Source organism: Gluconobacter sphaericus (genome assembly GCF_016757795.1).
Lineage (GTDB): Bacteria > Pseudomonadota > Alphaproteobacteria > Acetobacterales > Acetobacteraceae > Gluconobacter > Gluconobacter sphaericus.
In genome coordinates, this window is record NZ_CP068419.1 from 2,399,795 (window position 1) to 2,426,385 (window position 26,591).

Here is a 26,591-nt window from a genome sequence, read left to right on the forward strand (position 1 = left end):
AATTGACCTCATCCGTCCACAAGTGCTGCGGCACGCCCCAGATCGACTGACAGAACCCGGCTTACACCACGCTCCTGCATCGTGACACCATAAAGACGATCCATGTGCGCCATTGTCAGCTGATGATGCGTCACGACCAGGAAGCGTGTGCCGGCTTCTTTCGTCATGTCAGACAGCAGGGAGCAGAAACGCTCGACATTCGCGTCATCCAGCGGCGCATCGACTTCATCAAGCACGCAGATGGGGGCTGGGTTACAGCGGAAGGTCGCGAAAATCAGTGAAAGCGCAGTCAGGGCCTGTTCGCCACCCGAGAGCAGGGACAACGTCGAGAGCTTCTTGCCTGGAGGCTGGGCGAAAATCTCAAGCCCGGCTTCCAGTGGATCATCGCTGCCCACCATGCCCAGATGTGCGCGTCCGCCGCCAAACATGCGTGCGAACAGGGACTGGAAATGTCGGTCCACTTCCGAGAAGACCGCCAGCAGGCGTTCGCGTCCTTCGCGGTTGATCGTCCCAATCCCCCCGCGCAGCCTGTTGATGGCTGCCGTCAGTTCGGCATGCTCGCGAGCGATGGTATCGGCCGTTTCGCGTGCTTCCTCGAATTCGGCTTCGGCCCGTAGGTTGACCGCGCCCAGGTCTTCACGCTCGCGGGTCAGGCGGGAAAGGCGACGACGGGTTGAGGTTTCGGCCTGTTCGGAAAGGTCGGACGGATAGGAAGTGCCCTGTGAGCCGCCTTCGGGAGGCTCGCTGTCGGCCAGCAGTCGCTCGCGGGCGACCATGGCCTGTTCGGCACGCTCGGTCAGGCGTGCGATGGCTTCCCGGCCCGCCGCCAGTGCCAGGTCGGCGTTGCGGCGCTGCTCCTGCGCTTCCAGCCCTGCGGCACCCGCCGCTTCGTCTCGGGCGCGTGCCGCGTCATAGGTGTTTTGGGCGTCCGTCAGGGTCTGATCGTGACCGGAGAGTTTCCGTTCCAGCTCGGCAGGCATTGCGCTGTGTGTCTGAAAGCTGTCCCGCAACTCGTCCCGCCGGTTGCGGAGATATGCAAGACTGGCTTCTTCCCCCGCGATCCGGGTGCTGAGTGCTTCAAGCTGGGCGCGGACCGCAACCAGCGCGCCGGTCAGACGGACGTCTTCAAGAGACAGGCGGGCGCTTTCGGTCCGGGCGGCTTCCAGGAGATGGCGGGTTTCGTGAAGGGGCGCCGTGGCGTCCACAACTGCCTGTTCCAGAATCGCAGGATCCGGCCTCTCGGTCAGTTCGGCTGTTCGTCTGGTATGATCTTCGCGCAAGCGGGTGACCAGCTCCTGCAGCTCCCGCTGACGTGGCTCCAGCGCCGAGCGTCGGGCGAGGGCCGTTGCGGCGGACTGGTCGAGCGCCTGAAGCTCTCGCGTCAGGTGGGCAGCATTGTTGCGGCTTTCCCGTGCTGCCTGCGATGCCGCCTCGGCAGAGGAACGTGCCTGATCGAAAACCTGCTGTGAGGCCTGGGCAGAGGCTTCCAGTGCGGGGATATCGGGCCGGCTGTCCTGCTGCTGGAGTGCGACATGTTGGGCCGTCAGACGCTCGTGTTCCTGCTCAAGCCGCCTCAGTCCTTCGTCCAGATCCCGCAGGCGGGTGAGCGTACTGTCGTGCCGCAGAAGGGCCTGATCCAGGGCGCGTGCTGCAGTATCCGCGGCACTCCGCGCAGTCTGGAGCCTGCTGCTGGCGTCTCGCAGTGCAGTGCGGGCGTTTTCAGAGTCCTGAGCGCTGGTCTGTGCTTTCAGTAACAGGTCGTCGGGAGCGGGATGGGCTTCCAGTTCGGCTTCGGCCTGCGTGGTCGCACACTGGGCGGTGTCCAGTGCAGCCTCGGCGTCCTTCAGGCGATCTACGGCCTGTTCCCACTGGGTGCGGGCCAGAGCCGCTTTCTGCTCGATCCGCGATGCCACGGTCCTGGCTTCGGCAAGCTGAGGCTCCAGCGCTGTGCGGTCGCGACGCAGGGCCGTAAGGGTGATTTCGGCGCGTTCGCGTGCCTCGATGGCTGTGGTGCAGGCCTTGCTCAGGCGGGGCTGATCGGCCTGATGGGACTGAAGCAGAGCATAGGTTTCCGTCAGACGGCGTCGCTGCTCCAGCCGGGCGGCTCCGGCATCCGGCGCATCGGCGGAACGGGTAAATCCATCCCAGCGCCAGAGTGCGCCGCTACGGCAGACCAGAACCTGTCCCGGCTGGAGGGTTTTCTGCAGGTTCGCTCCAGCACTGGGATCCTCAAGAAGGAATGCGGCGTCCAGACAGCGTCGAAGCGCCGCAGGGGCCTGAACAAGGTCTGAGAGCGGACGACAGCCCGCCAGTTCCGCACTTCCAAGACGATCAAGAGACCGCCAACGTCTGTCAGCGGGAATACTGTCCGGAGCCAGGGAAGCGTCCAGCCCGTCTGCCAGCACTGCCGCGACGGCGCGGGCCATGTCTGCCGGGAGGTCCAGCGTGTCTTCCAGCGGATCGGGCTGGGCGGCAACGGCGTTGAGGCTCTGCTCCAGTCCCTCGCATTCGCCTTTTGTGCGTAGGATGAGCGTTTCCAGCGCGGACAGGGCCTGCCGGGCCTGTGCTTCCTGTTCACGCGTCTCTGCCAGCGTGGCTTCCGCTTCGGTGAGGGCTTTTTGCAGACCCGTCAGGCGTTCTTCCGTCTGCGTGACGGTATTACGGACATCCTGAACAGCCTGTTCGGGCACCAGGGCGGCCCGGGCCGTTGTTTCTGCCGTGGCCGCCAACTGAGCTTTCTGTCGCGTCTGATCGAGGGCTTGCCGAGCCTGTTCAACGGTTCGGACAAGCGTCTTGCGGCGCTGTGTGCCTTCTTCTGCCGCAGCGCGTGCTTCCAGCCAGAGAGCGCCAAGCCGCTCCTGTTCCTGTCGGGCGTGGTCCTCGCGGTCGCGGGCTTCGGTCAACGCCTGTGCCGTGCTGTCGCGGGTTGCCTCAAGCTCTGCTCTTCCTTCTCTGGTCAGCAGTTCGGCCTGAGCGGCATTGCGTGTGGTACGGTCCTGCGTGATCTGGGTCTGGGTCGTCTGAAGGCGTCTGGCCAGATCGACTTCGGTGGCCTTAAGCGCTTCGAGGCGGCTTCTGCCTTCAGCCAGAGCCCGTCCGTCCAACTCGGCCTTGAGACGGGCCTCCTGCAAGGCGGTCGTGCAGTCCTGTTCCTGACGGCTGGCGAGCTGCGACTGTTCCTGCATCGACGCGGTCTTCTGACGCAGTGTCTCCAGTGTGTTGTTATCAGGTGTTGCATGATCCAATGCCGCGATTTCCGCTTCAAGAGCGTTCAGCGCGCCAATTTCCGCATCCAGACGAAGGGTCAGGGCATCCAGCCCTTCCATCACGCTGTCTCTGCGGATGGCTTCAGCATCACGCAGGCGGGTCGCCTTTTCCAGAGCGAGAGCCTGCTCTTTTTCGAGCGCATCGAGACGTTCATACTCTGCTGTGCAGGATGAGCGCAGGTCGGGTAATGCGATCATCTCAACTTCAAGAGCTGCACATTCTTCCGCGGCATTTTGCCGGGCTTCCCGGTCCGTCGTCAGACTGGCTTCGCTGCGACACAGATCTCCTTCGGCCTGTTCAAGGCGAAGGCGGGTTTCGGATTCGGTCTGTCGGGCACGGTCGAGATCCTGTTTCAGGATTTCAGACTGGACTTTCAGCCGCTCCAGAGCGCTGCGAAGACGATCTGTTTCTTCGCGTGCCTGTGGGGCGGCCCTGCGGGCCTCGAACTCGGCTTTGGCGGCGGCTTCTGCGGCTTGCTCGGCCTTTTTCAGGTCTTCGCGTGCTTTTGCCAGATCGTCCCGGCTGCGCTGGACGGCTAGGTTGGCGCGGGCATGAAGCAGGACGTGAAGCTCGGTTTCTGTCTGGCGGATTTTCTCTGAAATCTCACGGTATTTTCGGGCCTGAACTGTCTGGCCTTCAAGGCTTTCCAGCCGTTCCTCGAGCTGAAGACGCAAGTCTTCAGCGCGGGAAAGGTTCGTCTCGGTCTGGCGCAGTTTGAGTTCGGCGTCATGGCGGCGGGCATGTAGGCCGGTGATGCCTGCGGCTTCCTCCAGAAGAAGGCGCCGTTCCTCGGGTTTGGCCGCGATCAGCTGGCCAACGCGGTTTTGGCTGATGATGGCGGAACTACGTGCACCGGATGCCAGATCAGCAAATAGCGTCTGGACGTCGCGGGCGCGCATGACGCGTCCGTTGATGCGGTATTCGCTACCCGATCCGCGCTCTGCTCGACGGCTGATTTCCAACTCGTCCGCGTCCTGAAACGGGGACGGGGCCAGTCCGCTGGCGTTGCTCAGATGCAGCGTGACCTGAGCGATGTTACGGGCCGAGCGTGCGCCCGTGCCCGCGAAGATCAGGTCGTCGAGTTCCCCGCCCCGCAGGGCGCGGGCGGAGGTCTCGCCCATCGCCCATCGCAGGCCTTCCACGACATTGGACTTGCCGCAGCCGTTTGGCCCGATGATCCCCGTCAGACCCGGGAGGATATCGAGACGCACCTCATCGGCGAAACTCTTGAAACCGCCAATGCTCAGGCGGTCGATCGTCGTGGTGCGGCTCGACATCAGGGTATGGAGATACTGGTCCTACGGTTCTGGATCAGGAGGCCTTGGCGACGAGATCGGCGAACTTTTCGTAGGTTTCCGGATCCTGATCGTAGTGCGTGTTGTTGAAGCGGAAATACGGCGTGCCCTGGATATTGTAGGTGTCCGCATCCTTCTTGACCTGATTGAACAGGGCTTCGGCGAACACGTTGTCCTTGCTGATGGCGTCGAACTGAGCAGCCGAAACGCCGGCGAGGGCAGACATCTGCTGCAGGCGCTGCATCGGGTCACCACCTGATGCAAAGGCCCACTGCATCTGGCTGGAGAAGAGGGCTTCGAGGAAGGGGACGTAGCGCTCTTCCGGCAGAGAGCGGGCCACCATGGCCGCCGTCAGGCCGACGCGATCGCCGCAGAAATCATGGAACTGATAGCGGATCTTGCCGGTATCGATGAGCTGTTCCTTGACCTTGGGGAACTCTTCCGTCGCAAAATGCGCGCAATGCGTACAGGTCAGGGAGAACCATTCCTGAACAAGAATCTTGGCATTCGGGTTGCCGATGATACGCGGACTCAGCCGGGCATCGCTCGAACCGGTAGCGGCGGCGCGGGCCGTGCCAGCGGCAGTTCCGGCCACGGCGAGGGCTGGCGCCGCAGAAACGAAAAAGCGGCGGGAAAGGGAAAGACGGGTCATTCAGGAAGCCTTTGCAACTGCTTTGGCGAAATCATCATAGCTCCCGACCACGGTGGGTGCGGGAACATCATTGATGCGGAAATATGGCGTGCCCTGGATCTGGAGGAAAGCGCCGTCACGGTCTTGCCTGTTGATAATGGACTCACGCAGAGCATTATCGGCATTGATCTTGTCGAATTCGGCAGCACTCACGCCGAACAGCGCTGCGCGCTTCTTCAGCTCAGCCACGGGGTCGATGTTTTGAGCGAAGGCCCATTCGTCCTGATGGTCGAGCAGATCCGTCACGAAGGGTTCGTAGCGTTCGGTGGGCAGAGAGCGTGAGACCATGGACGCCAGCAGGGCGACCTGATCGAGCGGGAAGTCATGGAAGCGGTAGCGGATCTTTCCTGTATCGATCAGGTTCTTGCGGATCTGGGGAAAGATCTCCTGCGCGAAGTGGGCGCAGTGCGAGCAGGTCAGTGAGAGCCATTCGTCCACGATCACCTTTGCATCCGGTGAGCCGATGACGCGGGGCCCCATGCGCGGATTGCTGGCGGGTAGGTCATCGGCCTGTGCGAACGGTACGGCCGCACAGGCCACAAGGGCCATTCCGGAAGCGAGAAGGGTACGGCGGCCGAGAGGCTGGTCGGCAGACATGGGTGGGGCTCCGCTGGAAACGATGTGATACTCGAACGATGAACCGAGGCCTCCGTCAAGAGCCCCGGTCATCTTCCTGCGTTTTGAGGGCGGGAAGAGGCTTGTTTTCCCAGCTTTCCGGAACCCGCATACGCAGGGAACGGATATGCCGGGCATCTGCATCCAGAACCCGGAATTCCAGGCCGCTTTCATGGGTCAGTACCTCGTCCTTGGCTGGGACGTGCTCCGCCAGACGGAAAACCAGACCGCCGACCGTCTCGATCTCGGCCTCGCGTTCAGAATCCGTCAGCACGGCACCAAGCCGCTCCTCAAGCTGTCGGACAGGGAGACGGGCATCGATATCAAATGAGCCATCCGCCCGTTCCACCCACATAGTTGTGACCGGATCGTCATGCTCGTCGGAAATATCGCCCACGATGGTTTCGATCAGATCCTCGATCGTCACGAGCCCGTCGATGCTGCCATATTCGTCGATCACGAGGGCCATGTGCATCCGGCGTTGACGCATCTGCAGCAGCAGGTCCAGTACCGGGATGGTCGGCGCGATCATCAGTGGCTGACGCAGGAGGGGGCGGATGTCGAAGGCTTCCGGATCGCCGACATAGGCAATCAGGTCCTTCACATGGATCATGCCCGCGATGTCATCGAGCTGGTCGCGATAGACCGGAAGACGGGAATGGTTTTCCCGGCGCATTAGGTCCAGCGCCTCGTTGAAGGGCAGGGCCTCGGGCATGGCGACGATGTCCGCGCGCGGGATCATGACGTCATCCGCCGTGATGCCCCGCAGACGCAGCACATTCATGATGAGGGCGCGTTCCTGCCGGTCGAGTTCGGGCTCGTCGCCCGCATCCTCGGTTGGCTGTCCGGCTTCCTGAACGAGGGTGGCGATGGACTCGCGCAGACCCTGATCACGCCCGCGGCGGTTGAAAAGTCCGAAAAGGCCGCGGGAAGGGCGGCTCTTGCCCGATTCTTCGGTCGGGCGGTCGTGTGAGTCGTCGCTCATATCCGGACACTCCCAGCCTGCCGCCAGTTTCCCTGCCGCCAAGGATCCCCAAAACCGAGGGACCGCAGGGTACGGGTCTCAATTCCTTCCATTTCCCGGGCCTCGCCAGGATGATGATGATCGTAACCGGCAAGATGCAGCGCGCCGTGCACCACAAGATGCGACAGATGCGCCCGCAGCGAGCGCCGGGCCGCCGTGGCTTCGCGGCGTACCGTCTCGTAACCCAGTACGATGTCTCCACCATGCATGGGGGAGAGCGGCTCGAACGTCAGGACGTTCGTGGGTTTGTTCTTGTCCCGGAAACGCGCATTGAGGCGCTTGACGATCCGGTCTGTCGCCAGAAGGATCGAAGGAGCCGGAGACTGCGTGAAGTCGGGTCCACCCTGGCGGGCAACCGCGACGAGGGCGCGCCGGATTGCACGCTCCGTCCCCGGAACCGAGGCGCGCCAGCGCGCGTCCTCGATGATGATGTCAGTACCGGCGTGTCGACTTGGAGGTTCCATTGTTTTCCCGGCGCAGCCTGTTCCGGAACACGTCCCGAGGGGCTGGCGCTTTCTGTTCATAGGCATCGACGATACGGGCAACCAGCGGATGGCGCACCACATCTTCGGAAGAAAAGCGCGTAATGCCGATTCCCTTGATCCCTTCAAGGGTCTCGACGGCTTCGCGCAGACCGGATGATACACCATTCGGCAGGTCGATCTGACTCAGATCGCCCGTAATGGCCATGCGTGTGCCTTCGCCCATACGGGTGAGGAACATCTTCATCTGGGCTGCGGTCGTATTCTGGGCTTCGTCCAGAATGACGTAGGAATGAGCCAAAGTGCGTCCGCGCATGAAAGCAAGCGGAGCCACCTCTATCTCACCCGTCCCCATGCGGCGCACCACCTGATCACCCGGCATCATGTCATGCAGGGCGTCATAGAGCGGGCGCAGATAGGGGTCGATTTTTTCGCGCATGTCGCCGGGCAGAAAGCCGAGGCGCTCACCGGCCTCAACAGCTGGTCGCGAGAGAATAATCCGGTCCACCTGTCCTGCGAGCAACATGCCCACGGCCTGCGCCACAGCCAGGTAGGTCTTGCCCGTGCCAGCTGGGCCGATGCCGAACACCATATCGGTATTAGCCAGCATTTCCATATAGCCAGCCTGACCATGCGAGCGGGGCGCAATGACGCCACGCTTGGTCCGGATGGCAGGCAGACCTCCGAACGGGCTGGCGGGCAGGGGCTGCTGCTTGCCGTTAGTTTTTTCCGGGCGGCGCTGGCTATTGCCGCGTGGAGGAGGCTCCTGCGAAGCCGTCGGACGGGCTTGTCGTGTATCACTCGGCCGTTCGGGACGGCTCGGTAGGGCGGTGAGGCGAATGACGCCATCGACCTGCGAGGCATCGATCGTGCCGCCCTGTTCGAGCTGGTTGTACAGCGCGATGATGGCCGCCTGCGCCCGTCCGACCGTGTCCGTTTCGCCGGAAATGGCAATCTTGTTGCCACGACAGGACAGCTTGACGTTGAACCCTTCCTCCAGCCGGACGAGATGTCGGTCATGGTCTCCCAGCAGGCGCTGGAGGAGGATGTTGTCGTTGAAACGCAAGGCAACGGTGCGGTTGCCTTCGGAGCCACTGCTGGTGGCGACGGGACGGGTCGGGTGCGTTGTCAGCAAGCGGAGGCTGTCTCCCGGATCAGGGTGCCGCCTAGGGAATTGGTGCGGCGTGTGGTAATGGCGACCTTGACGGTGGAGCCGATCAGATGATCGGGGCCGTCGAAGTGAACAGGCTGGAGGTAAGGCGAACGCCCGGCGATCTGCCCGGGCTTGCGGCCCCGGTTCGTCACCAGGATTTCCTGCACCGTCCCGACCATGTCGGCGTTGAAGGCGTCCTGCTGTTCGCGCAGAAGCGCCTGCAACTCGGCCAGACGGCGATCCTTCACGTCCTCGGGCACCTGCATCGGCTGCCCAGCAGCCGGCGTGCCGGGACGGGGGGAATATTTGAAGCTGTAGGCCATGGCGAAACCGATATCGCGCACGAGCTGCATGGTCGCTTCGAAATCCTCTTCCGTCTCGCCGGGATGACCGACGATGAAATCGGAAGACAGGGCCAGATCTGGGCGGGCTTCACGCAGCTTACGGACGCTTTCGCGGTATTCGGCTGCCGTATGACCACGGTTCATGGCCTTGAGGATCCGGTCCGAGCCGCTTTGGACTGGAAGATGCAGGAACGGCATGAGAGCGGGATTGTCCCGATGTGCGTCGATCAGGCTCTGGTCCACGTCGCGGGGGTGGGACGTCATGTAGCGGATGCGGCCCAGACCGGGGATCTGCGCAAGCTGTTCGACCAGTCCGGCCAACGTCGCACTTCCGCCCTTGCCATCATCGCCATGATAGGCGTTGACGTTCTGCCCGAGCAGTGTGATCTCGCGCACGCCGCTTTCCGCCATCCGTCGCGCTTCCGCCAGGACTGAGGCCACTGGACGGCTTGTTTCCGCGCCACGGGTGTAAGGCACGACGCAGAACGAACAGAACTTGTCACAGCCTTCCTGAATGGTGAGGAACGCCGTGAGGTTACCCTGCGTCTGGGGAGCGGCCTCCGTGGGCAGGAAATCGAATTTCTGCTCGACCGGGAAGTCCGTCTCGATCACGGCACCGCCGGCACGTGCAGCGCGGGCGACCATTTCGGGCAGCTTGTGGTAGGTCTGCGGACCGAGAACCAGATCGACATAGGGTGCGCGGGAGAGGATGACCTCCCCCTCGGCCTGCGCGACGCATCCCGCAACCGCGATGATGGTCCGGTCAGCCCCATTGCTCATCCGTTCGTCACGGATCTTGCGTAGACGTCCAAGCTCGGAAAAGACCTTTTCAGTCGCCCGTTCGCGGATATGGCAGGTGTTGAGGATGACCATGTCCGCGTCTTCAGGGCGCTCAACCGGTCCATAGCCCAGCGGGCGCAGGACATCGGCCATGCGTGCGCTGTCATAGACATTCATCTGACAGCCCCATGTAATGACATGGAGGCCGCGTGGAGCATGTCCAATGGGCGCGGTGTCGGAAGAGGCAGGCACGGCTGGGGAAGTGGGGGCAGTCAAGGTCTCGGTCCGGGAATGGCAGAATCAGGCACACACATCGGGGCAGGAATCCGCGCGGTCAAGTCTGTTCCGGGGAACAGTGTCCCGAACACGATGGACCGACGGATGATCAGACGGGCCTGAATGGGTAATACCACCTCCGGACACGAAAACCGGATTGCTGCCGTGTCGTGTTCTGAAGGTGACGCGGGGGCAGGCTTCAAGTCAAGATAAACCTGATTGTCAGCCTGGTTTTGGCACAGATTTTCAGGACTCTGTCACTTTCGGCTGACCGCGACGCAGCTCTGCGGCACCGTTGTTGACGGCTTCAAAGGTAGCACGGGACAGGTCCTTACGGGAGAGAAATGCATCCGGCGTGATCGGTTCGTGTAGCATCAGAGATGCCCCCATGGTCCGCCACTGGCCGAAGGACCAGAGATGTGGCGCAAGGTCCATGTCGCCGTACCATGAAAAGACATTCCGGCGGCTTCGCCCGACCGGCAAGCCTTCAAGACTGTCATAAACGACGGAAACGGGCTGGATTAGGACGGGGGGGGCCTTGGGTAGGCCGACTTTCTCCAGACGCCCGGGTTTGGCAACGGCGAAAAACGACGACAGGAAAGGCAAAACGCGCGAGCCGTCAGAAGACGTGCCTTCGGGGAACAGGACAATGTCGTCACCGTCCCACAGATGTGCGGCCATTTCCTGAAGTTCACGGCCGGTATCCTGACGGTTTCGGCTGACGAAAATGCTGCGCCCCAAACGGGACGCCGTGCCGATGAGGGGCCATTTTCCGACCTCACCCTTAGCGACAAAAACGACAGGCAGCTCGCTGCCGATAATGGCGATGTCCAGCCAGGAACAGTGATTTGCGACGAACACAACCGGGCGTTTGCCGTTTCGGACGTCCCTTGCCGTCCGCACGCCACCCGCGCTGCTGCCGATGACTTTTGTCTTGATGCCCAGAATCCGGCACACGCCTCTCCAGTAAATGCGCGGCATCATGATTTTTAACCGCCCGGGCAGACGCACCAGAATGGCCTGAAGGCTGCACGTCCAGAACGTCCAGATCAGGACGAGGGACAGGCGCAGCGCACAGCGCAGACGGCTGTAGAAGGATGTGGATGTTGTCGGCTGAAAAGCCGGGAAGGCGGCATTTTCATCCACGACGGGACGGTTGTGACCGCGTCGGCTCTTCGGTGTCTTGGCATCACGATGGGGCATGGGTGCTGAGTGATACGGTTTTCGCGGGGGGGACACAATCTTGTTTGTTGGCTTGTTTGTCGGGTTGCCTGCCGGGCGTCGCCGGTGCAGGACAGTTTTCCGGACCGTTCCTGTCCGGCAGGACTTGACAGAGAGCGCCGTGCAAGGTTCCTCGGATAGGTAGCAGTCGCCTTGTTCGGTCTGCGCTCTCGTGTTCCGGTTTTCACAAAGCCGGAAATGCCCTCAAGACAGATTTCAGGACGCACGGTGAAGTCAGGCCGCAGCCTCGTTTCCTTTTCAGTTGTTTCGATGTCCTGCATCCTGGGCATCGGGACGGTTTTCTGCGCGCCTCTACCGGCAGAGGCGAAGGCGTCAAAAACGGCTGCAAATGTAAAGCCGGTGACGGATGGTACGTCCGATCCTGCCATTCCCTATGACGTGACGCTGACGCCGACGAAACAGGCGGATCTGGACGCCGCGATCGCTGCATCCTCGCAGCTCAAATCCCTTCAGACATCCCACACCGTCGGAGCCTATGCGCTCGCCGGGCGGATACGCAGTGATTATGATCGCATCAACAGCGCCCTTGAATCGCAGGGATATTATGCGGGCTCGGTGAAAATCAGCGTCAAGGTGGGCGCCCGGACCGTAGATGGCAAGGATCCGTCCCTGCCAGATATTCTCAAGGCGCTTGGCAAGAACCAGAAGGTCGCGATCACGATTTCGGCCACGCTCGGGCCGAGGTTCAGTCTGGGAAACGTGGTGCTGACCACGCCGCCACAGCACCCCCCCACCGTAGCCGTTCCAGCACCGACGGCGACCGCCGTGAAGGGTTCGGCTGCTAAGACACCTGTTGCGAAGACATCCGCCCAAACCCCCTTGGGGAAAGCGTCTTCTGATGGAAAATCCGTCCCGACCCCACCGTCCGCTGCAGCGGGAGCGGCGACCTCGGAGCAGGCGATCGCCCAGGCCCAGCCGGTCAGCCTTTTACCCGAAGAGCGCAAGGCATTCGGCCTGTCTTCGGGGCAACCTGCCGTGGCGGCGGACGTCCTGGCCGCACAGAACAGCCTGCTCAACCAGCTTCAGGAAGAAGGCTACGCTACGGCGAGTGTCTCGCCTCCTCTGGCCTATTTGAAGCCCCAGACGCATACGCTGGATATTGTGTTCCGGGTGAGCCGTGGGCCAAAGGTCGTGATCGGTCCTATCAGCATGACCGGGCTGGTGCATACCAAACAGCGCTACCTCATGAACCGGCTGGAATTGAGGGAAGGTGAGCTTTACCGCCCCTCCCGGATCGAGGCTGCGCGCCAGGATCTGGCCAGCACGGGTGTTTTCGCGTCTGTTCAGGTCCGCAATACTCCGCCGATCATCACATTGCCGCCCTCGCGCACCCTCATGCCCGGAATCCTTCAGGCCATGCCGATCGAATTCGGGTTCAAGGAGGCCAAGCGGCGTACACTCTCGGCGCAGGTCGGGTACTCAACCGATCTCGGTGGGCGTGTGGGTGTGAGCTGGACGCATCACAACTTGCTTGGTAATGCCGAACAACTGCGCCTGACAGCTTTGGTCACGGGGCTTGGCGGCTCCGCCCAGCAGGGACTGGGTTATGACGTCTATGCGGATTTCATGAAGCCGGATTTCCTCTCGAAGGGGCAGAACCTGAGCGTGCGTCTCGAAGGTATCCGCCAGCTTCTCTATTCCTATCATCAGACCGCCATTATCGGCCGTGCCGGACTGAACCGCCATGTCGGAAAATACTGGAACGTCTCGGGTGGCGTGATGGGCGAACAGGAACAGATTAAGCAGTTCGGCGATACGCGGAGCTACTTCATTATCGCCGCCCCCTTGAACGCCACGTTCGACAACACCCAGCTCTCCAACCCGATCGACCCGGCGACGCATGGCGTCCGCGCCTCGCTTTCGGTGACGCCATCGGAATCTCTTGAAAACGGATCGTCGTTCTTCACGCTGCTTTCGGCTCAGGTCTCGACCTATTTCGATCTGAAGCATCTTGGTATTTCGCGTCCCGGACGCAGCGTGATTGCCGTGCGTGGCATCGTAGGCTCGGTGCAGGGCGCGTCCACCTATCAGATCCCGCCTGACCAGCGTCTGTACGCTGGTGGCCCCGCGACCGTGCGCGGATTCCGTTATCAGGGTGTGGGGCCTCAATATGGCAAGACGAAATACGGCATCGGCGGCACGTCCATGGATGCAGGCAGTGTCGAATTCCGCCAGCGCCTGCCGATGAATCTAGGTTTTGCCGGGTTCGTGGATGCCGGTCAGGTTGGTACGGGATCGCGACCGGGGCAGGGCACGCTGCGTGTCGGCTATGGCGGAGGCGTGCGCTATTTCACGCCGATCGGGCCAATCCGCGTGGATGTGGCGCTGCCGATGAACCGCCCGGCTTACGGCGATAAATGGGAACTGTATTTCGGCCTCGGGGAGACATTCTGATGCGTGTTCGCAGGATTCTTCTCCGTGTCGCGGCCGGTCTGGTCATCGTGCCTGTGGGGCTTGTGGCTGTGGCTGTTACGGGAGTTCTGGTCGGGATCAACATCTCGCCGGGCCAGCGTCTGATTGAGCGCAAGATCGGCCCGCTGACGGGAGGCATGGTCGAAATTTCCGGCCTTTCGGGCTTCCTGCCGCATCATCTGGCGGTGACGAAACTACTTATCAAGGATACGAAAGGCCCCTGGATCGAACTGGATAATGCCGATCTGAAATGGTCGCCGCTGTCGCTGTTGCATCTGGATGCGAAGATCACCAATCTGAGCGCCTCGCGGATCGCCGTTTTGCGCAAAATGGTCTCCGCTCCGGATACGACGCCTGCAAAGTCCACGACGACCAGCACGGCACCGTCTAAGCTGCATCTGCGCGTCGATCTGGCGTCCCTGCATGTCGGGCGGCTGGAGATCGGGCCGGACTATACCGTCACGCCGACGGCTTTCTCGCTGGACGGGCACGCCCATATCCACAGCATCGCACCGTTTCTGGATGGCGTGACGGTGAAGACGTTGCCGGTCATGGATGCGGCATTGGCGTTGAAGCGGCTCGATCAACCGGGCAGCCTGACACTGAACGTCCAGACGCCGAAGAAACGCATTGCAGTCGGGATTCGGTTTCAGGAAGGTGCTAACGGCTTTGCCACGACGTTGGGTCAGATGTCGCAGCTCGACCCGCTGGATTTGCACCTGAACCTCAACGGGCCGCGCACGGCGTCCGTGCTGGATTTCGGACTGGACGCAGGCCCTATCAAGGCCTCAGCCACTGGTACGATGAATCTGCTAACGCGTGTCGGGAACCTGCATCTGAAGGCCAACGCGCCTTCTATGACGTTACGCCCCGGCATTGCATGGGATGCCATCGCGCTGGACACAGATCTGCATGGGCCGCTGACGGCGCCGAACGGGCAGGGCGCTCTGGATATCGACTCCCTGAGCGCGGCGGGTGCCGGAATCGGGCATTTGCATGCACAGTTCGAGGGTATCGAGAGCGATCAGCCTGATAATGCGACAGGCCATCTTACCGCTTCTCTGGACGGGCTGAGAATCCCGGGATCCCAGCCCACGCTTCTGGCCGCAGCTCCGCTGACGCTGGATGTTCTGGCGCACCCGCTGGCGCCGTCTATGCCAATCGTGGCAAAGCTGGATCATCCATTGCTCCATGCTTCGGCCACGGCGGACCTGAAACCTGCTGCGAAAGGTCATCTGGATCTCGACCTGCCGGATTTGCATCCGCTGGCGGCGATGGGCAGCACGGACATCAAAGGCAACGCCGGATTGCATGCCGATTTTGCCATGCCGGTTACGAAACAGGACGATCTGACGCTGAAAAGCACGGGGACGCTTGCGATTACGGGCGGTCAGGCCCAGGCCGTGAACCTGATCGGCAAGGGCGGCACGTTCTCGCTCGATCTGACGAAATCCCCTGCCAATGTCCTGACGTTGAAAAGCTTCGGACTGGATGGCGCGGCTCTGCATGTGCTGGTGTCATCCGTGATCGATATGGCGCATGGCAACCGGATGCAGACGAAGGCTACCGTCCAACTGCCCGATCTTGCCAAAGCCAGCCCCGCCATTCTCGGCAATACGACGTTGACGGCCACGGCCGATGGCCCGACGGATGATCTGGCGGTCAAGGCCGACCTGAACGGTGATTTCGGCACGAAAGAAGTCGCGAAAGGGCCTGTGGAGCTGCATGCGGACTTCCAGCATCTGCCTTCTCATCCGGATGGGACGCTGACAGCCAAAGGCACCCTGGATCACGCGCCACTCGTGCTTGATACGGCATTTCAGCAGGATGATGCGGGCGCGTACCATCTGGATCTCAACACGCTGGACTGGAACAGCCTGACCGGGAAGGGCAAGTTGCGCCTGCCCAAAGGGGCAAAAGTGCCGCTCGGGGATATGGACGTCTCGATCCGCAATCTGGGCGATTTCCAGCGTCTGATCGGGCAGGCGATTTCAGGTCACCTGACGCTGGGTCTGCACACGACGGAAGCTGAAAATGCACCGCCTGTCGTGAAACTTGGATTGGACGGAATGCTGTCGATGGCGCAGGCCGCTGTCCAGTCCCTGAAGGTCAACGGCACCATCACTAATCCGATCGATGCGCCCGAACCCGCGCTGGTCCTTGATCTGGTCGGAATGCGCTATCAGGCTATGACCGGCAAGGCGCATGCCACGATTAAGGGGCCGCAAACCGCGATGGCCATTGCGCTGAACGCGGCTTTCCAGAACGTGATGGACGCCCCGGCAAATATTGAGACAGCCCTTGTGCTGAACGTGCCCGAAAAGACGGTCCGCCTCGGACAACTGACAGCTCTGGCAAAGGGCGAGAGCCTGCGTCTGAGCCGTCCGGCCGTGGTCTCTTTCGGCAAGACGATGGGGGTGGATCATCTTCTGGCAACGGTGGCCCCGCAGGGTGTCGCGCCTGCTACGATCGATGTGGCGGGAACGCTGAAACCGGCTCTCGCGCTTACGGCGCGTCTGGATCACATTACACCTGCGATCGCCAAACCTTTTGCGCCGGATCTGTCAGCGACGGGCGCAATCTCGCTGAATGCCAAACTCGGCGGAACGCTGGCCGCGCCGACAGGCACAGTCTCGCTGACCGGGCGTGATCTGCGGATGCGGACCGGCCCTGCGGCGTCCCTTCCGGCTGCGCAGATTTTGGCCAATGTGGGTCTCGCCGGCAGCTCCGCGAAGATTGATGCAACTCTGGGCGCCGGTCCGTCCGTCGCCCTGGCCGTGCGCGGCACTGCGCCGCTTTCCAGCACGGGAGCAATGGCGCTTGCGACCACGGGACATGTTGATCTGTCCGTGGGCAATGCCGTCCTCGGGGCCAGTGGCATGGGAGTGGCCGGCAAGGTCGGCATCAACCTCAATGTCGCCGGAACGGCCGCGCAGCCACGGGCGACGGGGCAGGTGACGCTGGAAAACGCTTCCTTCGATCACTACGCTCAGGGCGTGCATCTTAATCACATCGATGGCGCACTTGTCGCTTCCGGGGACAGCATTGCCGTCAATCATATCGTTGCCCATGCAGGCCCGGGAACGATTGTGCTGGAAGGAACAGTCGGAGCCTTCCGGCCTGATCTTCCGGTCGATCTGCACATCACGTCCGAAAAGGCGCGGCCGGTTTCAAGTGACTTGTTGACCGCGACGGTCAACACCGATTTGCATATCCACGGGCAGGCCACGACGCGGCTGGATGTGGACGGGAAAGTCAATATTCCCAATGCCGCGATCAATATTCCGGACTCCATGCCGGCCTCTGTCCCGCAACTCGATGTCATTCGTCCGGGGCAGAAGCCGCCGTCCAGTTCTAGCTCGAGCCTGATTATCGGGCTGGGCGTGGATGTGATTTCGCCAGGTGAATTCTTTGTACGCGGTCATGGCATCTTCGCGGAAATGCAGGGCCGTCTACGCGTTCGGGGTACGAGCGCGGAACCTACGGTCAGTGGTGGCTTTGATCTCAAGCGAGGTAATTTCAACCTGGGTGCGATCAACCTCAACTTTACCAATGGACGCGTGGCGTTCAACGGATCTGGCGTGAACCACAAGCTTGATCCGACGCTGGATTTCCGCGCCGACCGCAATGCCAGCGGCACGCTCGCAAGCCTTCTGGTGACGGGTTATGCCAGCGAACCGAAGATTGATTTTGTTTCTACGCCAAGCCTGCCGCGTGATCAGGTCCTGTCCATCCTGTTGTTCGGCACCGACAGCCATTCGCTCTCCACGACGCAGCTGGCTGAGTTAGGCGCGGCCGTTGTCCAGCTTGCGGGCGGCTCGTCCTTTGATCCGTTGAGCAAGGTCCGTAATCTCCTTGGGCTGGATCGTCTGGCCGTGGGGGGGGGCAGCGGTGTGGATAATGGCGGTACAAGTGTCGAGGCCGGAAAATATGTGATGAAAGGTGTCTATGTCGGCGCCAAGCAGGCGACATCCGGCTCCGGAACGCAGGCGCAGGTGCAAATCGATCTGACGAAACGGCTGAAGCTCAACACTACGGTCGGCACCGGCGGTCAGGTCACGGGCTTCACCACGCCGGAAAATGATCCGGGATCGAGTATTGGTCTGTCCTACGGCTACAGTTACTGAGCTTTAATGTGCTGCAACGGCGTCTTCGAGGCGCCGTTTTACGCGTTCTATGACGTCCGACCAGTCCGCAAAACGGGTCTGGCGGATGATCGTCATCTGAGGATACCAGGGGGTGTCCTCACGCCCATGCAGCCAGCGCCAGCAGTTATTGACTCGGTCCATCATGATGGCCGGCTTGCCCAGCCCCCCCGCCAGATGAACGGCTGACGTATCCACCGAGACGATGATGTCCAGGTTCACCATCAGCGCTGCGGTGTCGTCCATTGTGTGACATTCAGGCATGAAATTGATCAGTTTGCCCGGAAAATCGGGAATCTGTTCTGCCGGGCGGTCTTTCTGCAGGGAATAGAAGCTCGCGCCCTCAATGTTGGCCAAAGGGGTAAGGGTGGAAAGCGGCATGGAACGTTGGCGGTCCACCATGAGCGCCGCCGTATCCTCAGGCCGTGCTGCGCCAGCCCAGACCAGACCTACACGTAGCTTATGATCATCCTGCAGACGCTGACGCCACATCTCCGCCTTCCGGCGGTCCGCGCTGAGATAGGGAACGGGCGCGCCCATTGCGTCCGACGTTCCGGAAAAGGCGCGGGGCAGGCTGATAAACGGGCAGTGATAGTCATATTCCGGTGTTTCACCGCCAAACTGAACTTCCGCCACCCCGACGACACGTTCGCAGATTGCCGCCAGTGTCTCGGTGCCCCAGATATGGACGATGGCGCCCGTACGGGCGAGGGGCGGGATGTAGCGCAGATACATCAGCGTATCGCCGAGACCCTCCTCCTGCGTGATGAGAACGCGTTTTCCCCTGAGATCCAGCGATGGGGAAATATTGGGCAGGAGCCGATCCAGCGGCATGCTGGTATGTCCCGGCAGCCCGAAACGCCATTCATGTTCTGCCCAGCCCTGCGCCATGCGTCCGCTTTTGAGCATGGTGATGGAATGGTTGAGACGCAGGCGTGGGTCTTTCGGCGCCATGGGGACCGCCTGCCGGTACAGATTGGCCGCTTCTTCCATCCGCCCAAGGCTGCTGAGGATGCAGGCCATGTTGCAGATCGGCTCCCAGTCCTGCGGATCGCTCTCGCGCAGGTCATTCATGATCGCGAGCGCCCCCTCGAAACGGCCTGTTTCCGTCAGGAGAAGGGCGAGCAGGTTGCGCGTGTTGCGGTTACCGGGGCGGCGGTGCAAACTCTGGCGCAGCAGGAGTTCTGCCTCGTCGAAGCGTGCGAGCTGGATCAGCACCGTCGCCTCGGCATCCATCAGCCGGGCATCATCGGGTTTGCGCCTACGGCAGATTTCCAGCAGCGGCAGCAGGTCGTCCCGCCGGCGTACGGAGACGGCTTCGTCCAGCAGCAGCACAATGGCATGCGGGCCGACATTGGCGCTGGCTTTTTCGAGCTCTTCTGCGCATTCGGCGTAGCGGTGAAGGTGAAACAAGGCGCGGGCCCTGACGTAATGCAGAGCCGGGATTTCAGTCGTATCGTCCGCGGAGGCGTCTGCGATGGTCAGCGCTTCTTCGGGGTTGCGGCGGACGAGAGCATTCTGTGCCCGGGCCAGACGGCTGTCTGATGTAAGTTGCTCTTCTTCGTGGGGTAGAGCCGGATCATCAGGGGCTGGTCTGTCCAGACTGGCAGACATACGGATCTCCTAGTCCGAGGCCGCTGATGTCATTTCCAGAAGGACCTCCAGAATGCTTGCTAGCGTATAAGGCTTGGAGATGAAACGGTCCCGTGCGGGATCGCCGGAGGTCTCGTCACGCCGCAGGTCGCCATGACCGCTGATATAGATGACTGGAAGATCGGGCCAGCGGTCACGGGCCGGTTGGACAAGGGTCATGCCATCTCCGTCCGGGAGAGACATATCCGCCACGAGGGCATCAAGCGTCGGCTCCGCACCTATGATGGCGCGGGCTTCGGCACAGTTGTCCGCTTCCCTGACCGTCAGGCCGCTGTCGAGCAGGAACTCTGCCAGGCAGGTCCGGATGAGGAAATCGTCCTCGATCAGCAGAACGGTAAGGGAAGGGGCCATATAAGTTTACGAGGACCAGTTCTTTTCGAAGTCGCCGTAGAGGGTCAGGCCACCGTCGACATACAGGGTCTGGCCCGTGATGTAGGTGCTGTCTTCGGCGGCAAGGAAGGTGATGGCGTCCGCGATTTCGCGGCTTTCACCAGGACGCTTCATCGGGATATGGCTTGAAACGGCCTTGTATTGCTCTGGATCGTTGATCCACGACATGTTGATCGGCGTTACGATGGCGCCTGGTGCCACGGCATTCACCCGGATACCACGACCGGCATATTCCAGCGCCAGTGTCCGGACGATGTTGCCGACCGCACCTTTGGAGGCAGAATAGCCCAGATAATGCGGCTTGGGGATGATCTGGTGAACAGAGGAGTTCACGATGATCGTGCCCTTGATGCCATTCTCCAGCCAGTAGCGGATGACTTCGCGGCACGGCAGCATCACGCCCGTGACGTTGACAGCCATCACACCTTCAAAATCTTCGAGATTGATGTCTTCGGAAGGGGACGGGATCTGATAGCCTGCGTTGCAGACCAGAACGTCCAGACCGCCCATGGCCTTGATGCTGTCGGCGACCAGACGTTTGACGTCGTCTTCCTTGGAAATGTCACCCGTGGCGATCGGGTGTTCTCCGCCAGAAACTTTGGGCAGCTTTTCGCGTACGGCGATCAGCTTGTCTTCTTTGCGGCCGTTGAGGGCGACCTGCGCGCCTTCTTCGGCAAAACGAAGCGCAGTGGCCTCGCCAATTCCCTGGGATGCCCCGGTGACGAGGACTTTCTTGCCGGCGAAACGGTCTTTGTAAGGGGCAGGCATGTGGCCTCACCTCTCCTCTGGAATGCAGGTTTGAAACGGTGACTGAAAACGCGTCACGGAAAAGGTCTTTCGTGTCGCCAACGCGAAAGACCCTGCCCGGGATGCGAAAAAAACCACACCCTGATCCATATTAGAGAAGTGCAGCTTTTTCAAACTGCGCTCCTGACCGCGATTCAGGCGGCCTTCATGGTTTTGGTCAGGTTTTCGAGAACCTGTGTGGGATCGGCATTTTCGAGAACGGCGACCTCGGCCACGAAACGCTCCTGCGCAGCTTCGAACAGCTTGCGTTCGGAGAAGCTGCCATCGAGGCTGTCGACGTTGCGACGCAGGTCACGCAGCACTTCGGCAATCTGGATCAGGTCACCGGAGTTGATCTTTTCCTGGTAAGCCACGGCGCGGCGGGCCCACATGCCCTTGCTGACATGTGGCTTGCCCTTGATGACGGTCATCGCCTTGTCGACGATATCGCGCGTGACGATCTTGCGCAGGCCAGCTTTGCGGGCCTTGGCCAGCGGAATGCGCAGCGTCATCTGGTTGCCGGGGAACGAGATCTGGATCATCTCGATGACAGTATCGGCGACTTCGACCATGCCGATCTTGTCCACGCGTCCGACGCCATGCGCGGCGTAGACAATGGAGTCACCTTCGCGGAACGGGTCCGCGTCGTGTTCCGGATCAGTCTGACGGGCAGTGTTGTTGGCTGCGACACGAGCCATTTCATCGGTCATGCCGCCCTTCTGGGGGCTTTTGAACGTGTTCATAGCCCCAGCTTATAGCAGAAAAACCCCCTGCTGTCTTGTCTGATCGCAAGGGGAAAAGCGTGGGCTTCTGTATCTGTCAGGGCTGAACACCGCGGGTGGCCTGTATGGGGGCGGGCGGGAGATCCCCGATCGGTTGCAGAAGATCGCGCTCGATCGTGCGGGCCATGGTCAGCATGGGAAGGGCGTGGACACTATTTGTGAATGGTTCCTGAAGATCGCGTCCGCTGCGATCGAGCATCTGGAACAGCATGCCGATGATGCTGGAGCCCAGCGGCGTGATCCAGCCGAGCGTCTGCACGGCCGAAAGCGGCAGGATGATACAGAACAGATGCGTTGTGATTTCGGGCAGCAGGGAATACTGCGCGGGAAGCGGAGTGTTTTTGATACGCTCCAGCCCGCCCTGCGCGTTGGCGATGTCGGACAGGATGCGGTCCACCGTGCCGTGTACTGCCCCGTCGATTCCTTTGAGTTCGACTTCGTCGCGCACTCCCAGACCGATCTGGTAGAGCAGCATGTTGGCCGTGTTCGAGCAGGAAAAAACTTTCTCGTACATTTCAGGCGTCAGGAGCCTTTTGGTATCCTCGTTGGGTGCGTCACCCCTCAGTGCCGCGCGCAGGACATGTGGATAGGCGGCCATGGCGCGGGCCAGATCCGGACGCCCGCCCAGAAGTGTCGCGGCTTCGCGGCCGAAGGAACGGCAGTTGTTGGTGATCGCTCCCCACAGGGTCCGGCCTTCCCACCAGCGGTTATAGGCCGCGTTGTTGCGCATGCTCAGGAAGATCGCGAGCGCCGAGCCCATGAGGGAAATCGGAAGAGCCGGTTGTTCCATCCAGTCCTGATGAAAGATCTGGAACAGTACCACCACGACGAAGTCCCACAGGGTCAGGATGATCAGGGGGGGCAGGGCTTCCCGGAAAAGAATGGCCAGTCCATGTGGGCGATTGACGATCAAATGGCTGTCTCCTTGGATGACGGGATGTGCAGGGAAGTCGTGTGGAAGCGTAGCGGCGAAGTCAGTTTTTGGCCAACACCAAAGGGTGTCTGTCACTTTACTTTCTTTTGCAGTGCACTCTTGCCGCCATGCCGTTTAATACGACACCTTGTCCGCACTGTTTCAGAGGAGAGTGATGTTATGGATGTGATCGCCGCCATTGCGTTCGAAGCCGGCAAACCGCTGGAAATCGACACGGTTCAGCTTGAAGGCCCCCGCGACGGGGAAGTACTGGTCGAGATCATGGCGACCGGTCTGTGCCATACCGACAAGTACACGCTCTCCGGACAGGACCCTGAGGGACTGTTTCCGGCCATTCTCGGGCATGAGGGTGCGGGCATCGTTCGAGAAGTCGGGGCCGGGGTAAAGCATCTTAAGCCCGGTGATCATGTCATTCCGCTCTATACGCCGGAGTGCCGGGAATGTCCGTCTTGCCTGTCGCGCAAGACCAATCTGTGCACGGCCATCCGCAGCACTCAGGGCAAGGGCCTGATGCCAGACGGCACATCCCGATTCTCTTATAAAGGTCAGCCGATCCATCACTATATGGGCTGTTCGACCTTCGCGAATTTCACAGTGCTGCCGGAAATCGCACTTGCCAAGATCCGCTCCGACGCGCCGTTCGACAAGGTCTGCTATATCGGTTGTGGCGTGACGACCGGCATTGGCGCCGTGCTGTTCACGGCCAAGGTGGAGCCTGGCTCGACGGTTGGAGTCTTCGGGCTCGGGGGCATTGGCCTCAACGTTATTCAGGGCGCAAAGATGGTCGGCGCCAACCGGATTATCGGCATCGACATCAATCCGGAGCGCGAGGCGATTGCCCGAAAGTTCGGCATGACGGATTTCGTGAATCCGAAGGATCTGGGGCCGGATGGCGACCTTGTAGGGCATCTGATCGAGATGACCGGTGGTGGTCTGGACTACACGTTTGAGTGTGTCGGCAATCCGACCCTGATGCGTCAGGCGCTGGAGAGCGCGCATCGTGGCTGGGGTGTGTCCTGTGTCATCGGTGTAGCCGGGGCAGGACAGGAAATCAGCACGCGACCGTTCCAGCTTGTGACGGGACGCCGCTGGATCGGCTCGGCATTTGGTGGCGCGCGCGGGCGAACCGATGTGCCGCAGATCGTGGACTGGTACATGGAAGGCCGGATCGACATCGACGATCTCATTACCCACAAGCTCAAGCTCGCTGACATCAATCTGGGTTTCGATATGATGAGCCGGGGTGAGAGCATTCGTACCGTCGTGGAGTACTGAGCGTGTCCGACATCGAGGTTCTGGCGCATCACGCCTGTTTTGATGGCTCTCTGCGTTTTGTCCGGCACAACTCGCAGGCGCTCGGTGTTCCCGCAACGTTTGGGGTCTTCCTGCCGAAAGAGGCCCTGTCGGGTCAAAAGGTTCCGGTCATTCATCTGCTGGCCGGGCTGACCGCGACGCAGGAGACGTTCCTTATCAAGGCTAACGCGATCCGCTTTGCTGCCGAACATGGCATCGCGCTCGTCGCCCCGGACACCTCACCGCGCCATACAGGCATCAAGGGGGAGGATGACAGTTACGATCTGGGATCAGGTGCCGGATTCTATATCGATGCTACGTCCGAACCCTGGAGCCATCACTACCGGATGGAGACCTATGTCGGCGAGGAGCTACCCTCGCTGACAGAACGACTCTATCCGCTGGATGGCAGTCGTCGCGGCATCATGGGACATTCCATGGGCGGTATGGGGGCACTGCTTCAGGCACTGAAATATCCCGATCGCTGGAAAACCGTTTCGGCTTTCGCACCAATCTGCCATCCCAGCACCGTGCCCTGGGGGCAGAAGGCGTTTGATGCGTATTTCGGCGGCGATCCGATGAAATGGCAGCGTTGCGACCCGACGCTGTTGCTGCGCTCGAAGCATACCCATCCGTCCACCATTCTCGTGGATCAGGGTCTGATGGACCAGTATCTTGCGGATCTCTGCCCCGATGCGCTCGAAGCTGCGGCAAAGGAAGGCGGACAGTCCCTCGAACTGCGCCGACATGCCGCGTATGACCATTCCTACTGGTTCATACAGAGTTTCATTGCGGACCATCTGACGCACCATGCCAAAGGGCTTTCTGCGTGAAGCGTTCTGTTCTTGCCGCTCTTTTCCTGCTGGGAGGATGTGCCTCGCAGGCTCCGACCGGTCCTTCGATCACGCCCACGGCTCATACCGATTTCCGGCATGACACGCTGGCCCTGACCTGGCAGCCGGGTTTCTGTGCCACGGGCGGAGGATGTGAATGGGACCAGACGCATCGTATCTCGATCGGTCTGCACGGACTTTGGGCGTCCGAGCCGCATAGTCTCGAAGCGCAAGGCGTGCCAGTGCAGGAATGGTGGTCCAAAGGCTGTGATCTCTATGATCACAATGATACGCCGCCGAAGCTCCTGCCGACAACCGTCGAGGCGCTGCGTGGTGTTGTGCCGCACCTGAAAAAGCCGCTTTACGTGCATGAATACACCAAGCATGCCCGCTGCTTCGGCTATGATGCAGACCGCTTTTTCGTCACATCCATGGAAATGCGGGATCGGTTCGCAGCCTCGGCGTTCGGGCTATGGCTGTCGCAGCAGGCCGGATTTCAGGTCAAGCGTGATGACATGCTGGCGACTTTCGCGCGTTTGATGAATGTCGGGGACAACCGCGCTCTTCAGGTCCGTTGCGAACCTGCCCATAACGGGCAGATGGTTCTGACGCAGCTTTGGTTCACGCTGGATCCGAAGAAGCTGTCGCGTTTCCCCTATGAAGGCGCCTATCTGTCCTCACCCAACGACCAGAACGGCTGCCCGGCTACGTTCCTCGTGCCGGGCTGGACGGCACCGTTTGTGGCTGATCAGCGGCCGTAAAGTTCTTCGGCACTGATTTCGGGCTGTGCGGTATCGCGCAGCCCCTCCGGTGTCACTCCGTGATAGAAACAGCTCCGGCGCCCGGTGTGGCAGGCCACGCCGGTCTGGTCGACGACCATGAGAACGGCGTCCATGTCACAGTCCAGTCGCGCTTCGATGAGTTTCTGCTGCTGGCCCGAGGTCTCGCCCTTGCGCCACAATTTTTGGCGACTGCGCGACCAGTAGCAGACACGGCCCGTCAGAAGCGTCTCGCGCAGGGCGTCTGCGTTCATCCAGGCCAGCATCAGCACCATGCCATCCGGTGCCTGCGCAATCGCGGAAATCAGGCCGTTCGCATCGAACTTCACCTGCGCGATGATGTCATCGATAATGGACGGGGTGGGGGGAACATAGCTCACGCACGCATCTCCTCAGGAAACCAGACGGGCCAGACTACAGAAAGCGGCTGCCCGTTGTATGTCAGATCCGATGCGGACCAAGCGTCACGTCGCAGCATCGCGAGCGCCCGATCGCCGTTGCGGGAGCGGATGTCACCGACTTCACGCTCTCCGGAAACGATGACGCCGCCTTCGTCGGGGAATTTACCGTCTGACAGCGTAACGGGCAGAAGGCGGCGTTTGACGAGGCCGCGGTAATGGGTGCGCGCGGTGAGCTCCTGCCCCATATAGCAGCCCTTTTTCCAAGACACGCCGTGTAGCAGGTCCATGTCGGCTTCGAGCGCCAGTGTCTGCTCGCTTTCGAAGTCCATGACATCTGGCAGGCCGAGCGTCAGGCGACGTTCCAGAAAATCGGCAGCCGTTTCGCCGCTTTGGTCAGGTTCGGTCACGATGGCTCGCCATCCTGCACCGTCGCAGCGCGGGTCCGGGGCGCTTGTGAGGATATTTTGCGGAATTTGGCAGCCTTCCGCGCCTGTGACGACCTGAAAGGGTGTGCTCTCGATCTGCACGTCCGCGCGCAGACGGAAGCGGGAGAGGCGCTTGGTGAGCATCTCCGTGTGATCGGCTGGGCAGTCCATCAGGATGCGATCAGACGTGGCATACAGGAAGAATTCGCTCAGCCAGCGTCCCTGCGGTGTGAGTAACGCGCTCCAGACGGCTGTCGTGTCCGTCAGGTCCTGGACGTCATTGGTGATGAGCCCCTGAAGAAAGCTGGCGCGGTCCGCTCCCGTAAAAGACAGGACGGCGCGGTGAAGAAGATATTCGTGCATGTGAGACACCGCTGTTCCGACGGCTTCCAGCAAAACTACCCCGCTGGAAAAGCGCCTGACCATAGCGGGCAAATCCTTCATCCGCCATCTTTGCGTCGGGATGGAGTGCGCGGAAGATCTCTGACTGGATTATGTGGGAACAGTAAACTTTGGACGTGCAGACGTGTTTCAGTTCATGACTGTGGGTTGCAGTCTGGTAATAGTCGGAGGATATTGGCCTATCGTG

General features: G+C 61.1%; 20 protein-coding genes. 5 read left to right on the forward strand and 15 right to left on the reverse strand.

Annotated features, from left to right (window positions below; all coding sequences use genetic code 11):
- Nucleotides 1-8: 8 nt before the first annotated feature.
- From IGS75_RS11390 to IGS75_RS11425, 8 genes are all read right to left on the reverse strand, one after another.
- Nucleotides 9-4,544 carry an AAA family ATPase gene (locus IGS75_RS11390; RefSeq protein WP_202256885.1) on the reverse strand — a complete coding sequence of 1,512 codons (4,536 nt, stop codon included), beginning with the start codon at nt 4,542-4,544 and terminating at the stop codon, nt 9-11.
- A 34-nt stretch (nt 4,545-4,578) separates the two neighbouring features.
- The gene (locus tag IGS75_RS11395; RefSeq protein WP_141351829.1) at nt 4,579-5,214 is read right to left on the reverse strand and encodes a thioredoxin domain-containing protein; all 636 of its coding nucleotides are present in this window, start codon (nt 5,212-5,214) and stop codon (nt 4,579-4,581) included.
- Nucleotides 5,215-5,850 carry a thioredoxin domain-containing protein gene (locus tag IGS75_RS11400; RefSeq protein ID WP_202256886.1) on the reverse strand — a complete coding sequence of 212 codons (636 nt, stop codon included), beginning with the start codon at nt 5,848-5,850 and terminating at the stop codon, nt 5,215-5,217.
- Between the two features lie 55 nt (nt 5,851-5,905).
- On the reverse strand, nt 5,906-6,853 hold the full coding sequence (locus tag IGS75_RS11405) for a hemolysin family protein (protein ID WP_141351825.1): 948 nt from the start codon (nt 6,851-6,853) through the stop codon (nt 5,906-5,908).
- A complete protein-coding gene (gene ybeY, locus IGS75_RS11410) occupies nt 6,850-7,356 on the reverse strand; it encodes an rRNA maturation RNase YbeY (protein WP_202256887.1) in 507 nt (168 codons plus the stop codon). Before ybeY ends, IGS75_RS11405 begins: the two co-directional genes overlap by 4 nt.
- Nucleotides 7,325-8,509 (reverse strand): PhoH family protein, encoded by a 1,185-nt coding sequence (locus IGS75_RS11415; protein ID WP_202256888.1) that lies wholly within the window; start codon nt 8,507-8,509, stop codon nt 7,325-7,327. The genes ybeY and IGS75_RS11415 overlap by 32 nt, the downstream gene beginning before the upstream one ends.
- Entirely contained in the window at nt 8,503-9,876 is a 1,374-nt protein-coding gene (miaB, locus tag IGS75_RS11420) for a tRNA (N6-isopentenyl adenosine(37)-C2)-methylthiotransferase MiaB (protein WP_337249226.1), read from the reverse strand. Before miaB ends, IGS75_RS11415 begins: the two co-directional genes overlap by 7 nt.
- A gap of 297 nt (nt 9,877-10,173) precedes the next feature.
- A complete protein-coding gene (locus IGS75_RS11425) occupies nt 10,174-11,130 on the reverse strand; it encodes a lysophospholipid acyltransferase family protein (RefSeq protein ID WP_141351819.1) in 957 nt (318 codons plus the stop codon).
- Nucleotides 11,131-11,346: 216 nt separating this feature from the next.
- Here IGS75_RS11425 and IGS75_RS11430 point away from each other — a divergent pair, with 216 nt between their 5' ends.
- Both IGS75_RS11430 and IGS75_RS11435 read left to right on the forward strand, forming a co-directional pair.
- Nucleotides 11,347-13,563, forward strand: coding sequence for an autotransporter assembly complex protein TamA (locus tag IGS75_RS11430; RefSeq protein ID WP_408876440.1), 2,217 nt, complete (start codon nt 11,347-11,349; stop codon nt 13,561-13,563).
- On the forward strand, nt 13,563-17,708 hold the full coding sequence (locus IGS75_RS11435; protein WP_202256889.1) for a translocation/assembly module TamB domain-containing protein: 4,146 nt from the start codon (nt 13,563-13,565) through the stop codon (nt 17,706-17,708). The genes IGS75_RS11430 and IGS75_RS11435 overlap by 1 nt, the downstream gene beginning before the upstream one ends.
- Nucleotides 17,709-17,711: 3 nt before the next feature.
- Here IGS75_RS11435 and IGS75_RS11440 read toward each other — a convergent pair whose 3' ends face one another.
- The 5 genes from IGS75_RS11440 to IGS75_RS11460 all read right to left on the reverse strand — a co-directional run bounded on the left by IGS75_RS11440 (nt 17,712) and on the right by IGS75_RS11460 (nt 22,250).
- Nucleotides 17,712-19,340, reverse strand: coding sequence for a tetratricopeptide repeat protein (locus tag IGS75_RS11440; RefSeq protein WP_202256890.1), 1,629 nt, complete (start codon nt 19,338-19,340; stop codon nt 17,712-17,714).
- Between the two features lie 9 nt (nt 19,341-19,349).
- Nucleotides 19,350-19,730, reverse strand: a complete 381-nt coding sequence (locus IGS75_RS11445; RefSeq protein WP_141351811.1) for a response regulator — start codon at nt 19,728-19,730, stop codon at nt 19,350-19,352.
- Nucleotides 19,731-19,736: 6 nt separating this feature from the next.
- Nucleotides 19,737-20,537, reverse strand: coding sequence for an SDR family NAD(P)-dependent oxidoreductase (locus tag IGS75_RS11450; RefSeq protein WP_202256891.1), 801 nt, complete (start codon nt 20,535-20,537; stop codon nt 19,737-19,739).
- Nucleotides 20,538-20,710: 173 nt separating this feature from the next.
- Nucleotides 20,711-21,298: a CarD family transcriptional regulator gene (locus tag IGS75_RS11455; RefSeq protein WP_202256892.1), complete on the reverse strand. Its 588-nt coding sequence runs from the start codon at nt 21,296-21,298 to the stop codon at nt 20,711-20,713.
- A 76-nt stretch (nt 21,299-21,374) separates the two neighbouring features.
- Nucleotides 21,375-22,250, reverse strand: a complete 876-nt coding sequence (locus tag IGS75_RS11460; protein WP_202256893.1) for a bestrophin family protein — start codon at nt 22,248-22,250, stop codon at nt 21,375-21,377.
- 180 nt (nt 22,251-22,430) lie between these two features.
- Between IGS75_RS11460 and IGS75_RS11465 the strand changes: the two genes are divergently transcribed.
- The 3 genes from IGS75_RS11465 to IGS75_RS11475 are packed head-to-tail and all read left to right on the forward strand — an operon-like array spanning nt 22,431 to nt 25,158.
- Nucleotides 22,431-23,546: an S-(hydroxymethyl)glutathione dehydrogenase/class III alcohol dehydrogenase gene (locus IGS75_RS11465; protein WP_141351803.1), complete on the forward strand. Its 1,116-nt coding sequence runs from the start codon at nt 22,431-22,433 to the stop codon at nt 23,544-23,546.
- Nucleotides 23,547-23,548: 2 nt separating this feature from the next.
- Nucleotides 23,549-24,397, forward strand: a complete 849-nt coding sequence (fghA, locus tag IGS75_RS11470; protein ID WP_141351801.1) for an S-formylglutathione hydrolase — start codon at nt 23,549-23,551, stop codon at nt 24,395-24,397.
- Complete coding sequence (locus IGS75_RS11475; RefSeq protein WP_202256894.1) at nt 24,394-25,158, forward strand: ribonuclease T2 family protein; 765 nt, start codon at nt 24,394-24,396, stop codon at nt 25,156-25,158. The genes fghA and IGS75_RS11475 overlap by 4 nt, the downstream gene beginning before the upstream one ends.
- On the opposite strand, the gene hisI is transcribed toward IGS75_RS11475, so the two are convergent.
- The gene (gene hisI / locus IGS75_RS11480) at nt 25,146-25,556 is read right to left on the reverse strand and encodes a phosphoribosyl-AMP cyclohydrolase (RefSeq protein ID WP_202256895.1); all 411 of its coding nucleotides are present in this window, start codon (nt 25,554-25,556) and stop codon (nt 25,146-25,148) included. The two genes, IGS75_RS11475 and hisI, sit on opposite strands and share 13 nt — an antisense overlap.
- On the reverse strand, nt 25,553-26,446 hold the full coding sequence (ygfZ, locus tag IGS75_RS11485) for a CAF17-like 4Fe-4S cluster assembly/insertion protein YgfZ (protein ID WP_237468774.1): 894 nt from the start codon (nt 26,444-26,446) through the stop codon (nt 25,553-25,555). Before ygfZ ends, hisI begins: the two co-directional genes overlap by 4 nt.
- Between the last annotated feature and the right edge of the window lie 145 nt (nt 26,447-26,591).

Excerpts from the sequence above, each read along its gene's own strand:
- IGS75_RS11405 (WP_141351825.1), bottom strand. The coding sequence starts at position 6,853 with ATGAGCGACGACTCACACGACCGCCCGACCGAAGAATCGGGCAAGAGC.
- IGS75_RS11450 (WP_202256891.1), bottom strand. The coding sequence starts at position 20,537 with ATGCCTGCCCCTTACAAAGACCGTTTCGCCGGCAAGAAAGTCCTCGTC.
- IGS75_RS11440 (WP_202256890.1), bottom strand. The coding sequence starts at position 19,340 with ATGTCTGCCAGTCTGGACAGACCAGCCCCTGATGATCCGGCTCTACCC.
- IGS75_RS11390 (WP_202256885.1), bottom strand. The coding sequence starts at position 4,544 with ATGTCGAGCCGCACCACGACGATCGACCGCCTGAGCATTGGCGGTTTC.
- IGS75_RS11445 (WP_141351811.1), bottom strand. The coding sequence starts at position 19,730 with ATGGCCCCTTCCCTTACCGTTCTGCTGATCGAGGACGATTTCCTCATC.
- IGS75_RS11435 (WP_202256889.1), top strand. The coding sequence starts at position 13,563 with ATGCGTGTTCGCAGGATTCTTCTCCGTGTCGCGGCCGGTCTGGTCATC.
- IGS75_RS11425 (WP_141351819.1), bottom strand. The coding sequence starts at position 11,130 with ATGCCCCATCGTGATGCCAAGACACCGAAGAGCCGACGCGGTCACAAC.
- IGS75_RS11395 (WP_141351829.1), bottom strand. The coding sequence starts at position 5,214 with ATGACCCGTCTTTCCCTTTCCCGCCGCTTTTTCGTTTCTGCGGCGCCA.
- IGS75_RS11465 (WP_141351803.1), top strand. The coding sequence starts at position 22,431 with ATGGATGTGATCGCCGCCATTGCGTTCGAAGCCGGCAAACCGCTGGAA.
- IGS75_RS11455 (WP_202256892.1), bottom strand. The coding sequence starts at position 21,298 with ATGAACACGTTCAAAAGCCCCCAGAAGGGCGGCATGACCGATGAAATG.
- ygfZ (WP_237468774.1), bottom strand. The coding sequence starts at position 26,446 with ATGAAGGATTTGCCCGCTATGGTCAGGCGCTTTTCCAGCGGGGTAGTT.
- IGS75_RS11400 (WP_202256886.1), bottom strand. The coding sequence starts at position 5,850 with ATGTCTGCCGACCAGCCTCTCGGCCGCCGTACCCTTCTCGCTTCCGGA.
- IGS75_RS11430 (WP_408876440.1), top strand. The coding sequence starts at position 11,347 with ATGCCCTCAAGACAGATTTCAGGACGCACGGTGAAGTCAGGCCGCAGC.
- ybeY (WP_202256887.1), bottom strand. The coding sequence starts at position 7,356 with ATGGAACCTCCAAGTCGACACGCCGGTACTGACATCATCATCGAGGAC.